Below are 3,057 nucleotides of genomic sequence, written 5' to 3'. Positions count from 1 at the left end.
TCTTTTTCCATTTCGGTGTTGATTTTACTTTCTACAAAATCGACAGATGGAAGATATGGCTTCAGGTCTAATACCGGTGTGCCGTTAAAAGCATCTACACCGCTGACGTAAAGAGTATCACCAACTATTTTATCGAGTTTCGTAAGGGCAATTGCAATAGGGTTAGGGCGCCTCGGCGAACGGGTGGCAAATGTCCCGAAATAGTGTCCTGTTTCAGGAGGATTTACAAAGGGCTCCCAGTCTTTAACCAGATTCATGTGGTATATCACCCATATATACTCGAACTTTTCAAGGTCGAGGAGAGCTTCACCGTATTCTTTTTCAATAATGATTTTAGCCTTACTTTCGGGGACAATTATTCCCTGGCGGGGGACTTCTTTTTCCGGAGAAAATTCAGTTTCAAAATGCCCGATTGCCTTATAGTTTATATTGTTCATATCAGGATCACGCTTACATGAAGAGAATAAAACTAAGGTAAAAAGTGTTAAAATGCTAAGCCTCATCGATAAAATTCTGTAGATAAGAGTATTTTTCAGTTAGTTTTCCACTTTTTGTCATTAAAGCTCCTTCGAGAATACCTTCTTCATCATTGTTGAAGAATGCGGGTAAAACATTTTTTATAAACATAGCCCCAAAGTTTTCCGAAGCATCTTTAGCCAGTTCACATGGTAGGTTATCAACTGCCATAACAGCAATAGCATCATCATCCATAAATTCCACTTCTCCAAACTCAGGGTGGTATCCGTAATTTGGCTCATCGATAGTGGCCGGACGAAGAGTTGAAGGGACCGAACCTTCAATATCGCATGTAATATCTGCTATTATGGATATTTTAAAATCTTCCGACTTCATATCTTCAACCTCCCATAGTCGTGGTGCATGATGATCCCAGTAATGGCCTGTAATTACCATGTCGGTCACAGCTGTGAAGGGTAAAAATGAAGTCTCAAAATCCTGTGGTTTTGTGAAATACTCGTTCTGAACAAATGTTCTTCCGTCTTTTGCCTTTGCATAATCTTCGCAGCCGAGATTTACAAAAACCGGATAATCAAATTCGAGATTAAGGTATTCTTCTTTCGAAACTTCCCTGACGTTTGCATCCTCGAGAATTTCTCTGGCACCGGCGGCAACATGACCTTTTCCGGTTAAAAGAATTTTTACATTAGGTAAATCAACATCTTTGAGAAGTTCTTCAACATCAGCTTTTCTGTCGACAGATGCTGCCTTAGGCAGATCGAATATTCTAAACTTTTTTCCAAGGGTACGAATTCCGTTATATGCACCTACAATTCCTGCCCATTTACCGAAGAAAACTACTCTTAAACCGGAAGGATTCTTTAGCAGTTCATAGTCGTATAATTCAATTTCTTTTTTTACAATAGCTTTTAACAGCTTACGGTTGTATTCCTGTTCTTTATAAGTATGAGAAAAGAAGAAGTATTTTTTATTTGGAATAAGTGAATTTATTGGAACCTCCTTAACTCCTATTAAAATATCACAATCAGAGATATCTTCCTGTACTTTGAAACCTGATTTTTCGTATTCAGAATCTTTAAAACAACGTATATTACTTGTTTGAACAATAATTTCAATATCAGGATATATTTCAACGATTTTTTCACACTGTTTTGGTGAAAATGTAACTCTCCAGTCTGCCGGCGTTTTTTCTTCTCTGATTATTCCTATTTTCATTGATATGTAATTTTATGGTCAGTTTAATCTGTTTTTTGTTGAATAATTATCAGGTAAAGTCGCCTTATTATGAATAATAATTAACGATATCTGTATTCTACAACAAAAGTAGCAAAGTTATAGAGATCTCAAAGAAAATTATTACTTTTGCCCTCCTTACAGGGGATGACCGGTTTTGACAGCGAGGTCAGACGATTTGTAAGCATGCCGAGCGCCGGTACACAGCTCGTAAATATCATGAACCACTTTTTTAATTGGCGAAAATAACTACGCTCTTGCTGCATAGTCTGACCTGAATGGCAGATTAATGACTACGTCCCAACAAGGTTGGGAGGCGGGACACTCCTCAAAAGGCCTATCTAACGTCGTTTGAACCAGGGGTGCTGAAAAGTTAGAATAAGATCGCGTTTGCTTTGGGCGGGGTACGAAAATCAAGAGAGGCTAAGTTTTAATTGGGGTGTTTATGCTCAGGTTAAAATCGAAAATCAATCATAAACTAAGCATGTAGAAAGCATTGAGTTTGCTTGTTTGGACCAGGGTTTAAAAGTTGGACCCACTATATAGGGATATATAGTTAAAAATTGCTTGAATTGCTGGAACGCTAAGGGTTGAAAGACGCACCTATGCTAATCAGCAGCCAATCTTACTGGAAGAAGTAAGCAGGTTCAGAGACTAGGGATACTACGGTAAGCCCACAGCGAGCAACATCTAGAACAGATGATGATATAGTCCGATCCTATTAGAAATAATAGAAAGTTCTTGGACATAGTGTGTGTATACCCTATTTTTAATGAAAATTCAATTATGAATTGGAGTTATATTTCGGGATTTTTTGATGCAGATGGTAGTATTACTTTAGCTAAAGTAAAAGGTAATAATCAGAAAACAATACAATTATCTTTTCATAATACTAAATTAGAAATACTGGAAGCTATACAGGCTTTTATTTATTTGAAGCTTGGTATTAAAGGTTTTATAGCTAAAAAACGAGCAAAAAAAGATAATCATGCAGATAGTTATGATTTAAAATATGTATACTTAACAAAATGTTTAAGTATTTTAAAACATATTAATACGTTGCATCCGTTGAAACTGCATCGAAAAACAGTAGCATTTAAGTTTGCTATTGTAACGCCTCGAAATGGTAAATATACAGATGAAATATTAGCTAAAAGAGATAAGCTAGTTCAAGAATTTTTTAAAGAGGGATAGCGACTCCCTGCATCTCCACAGAAAGTACTGTAAACCCGACACGAAAGTGTCGGGTTTTGTTTTTTCAAAGTCGTTCAAAATTTATTTTGATAAGAGTTTGGAAAAACAAAACCCGAATGAGCGTAGCGAATGGGTTTATAGTATTTGCACCTT

The 3,057-nt window shown here is 36.6% G+C and carries 3 protein-coding genes and 1 other RNA gene; 2 read left to right on the top strand and 2 right to left on the bottom strand.

The features are described from left to right. A partial coding sequence (gene tsaA / locus ABFR62_13880; protein MEN8139507.1) for a tRNA (N6-threonylcarbamoyladenosine(37)-N6)-methyltransferase TrmO occupies positions 1–503 on the bottom strand: 503 nt, incomplete at its 3' end. After that, positions 493–1,692, bottom strand: coding sequence for an NAD(P)-dependent oxidoreductase (locus ABFR62_13875; GenBank protein MEN8139506.1), 1,200 nt, complete (start codon positions 1,690–1,692; stop codon positions 493–495). The genes tsaA and ABFR62_13875, both read right to left, overlap by 11 nt. Before the next feature lie 168 nt (positions 1,693–1,860). Between ABFR62_13875 and ssrA the strand changes: the two genes are divergently transcribed. After that, positions 1,861–2,232, top strand: a transfer-messenger RNA (tmRNA) gene (ssrA, locus tag ABFR62_13870). Positions 2,233–2,496: 264 nt separating this feature from the next. After that, positions 2,497–2,904 (top strand): LAGLIDADG family homing endonuclease, encoded by a 408-nt coding sequence (locus ABFR62_13865; protein MEN8139505.1) that lies wholly within the window; start codon positions 2,497–2,499, stop codon positions 2,902–2,904. Positions 2,905–3,057: the final 153 nt, after the last annotated feature.

This window comes from Bacteroidota bacterium (assembly GCA_039714315.1).
Classification (GTDB): Bacteria; Bacteroidota; Bacteroidia; order Flavobacteriales; family JADGDT01; genus JADGDT01.
Note: the sequence above shows the minus strand (reverse complement) of the source record. Positions and strands in the feature narration are given on the sequence as shown.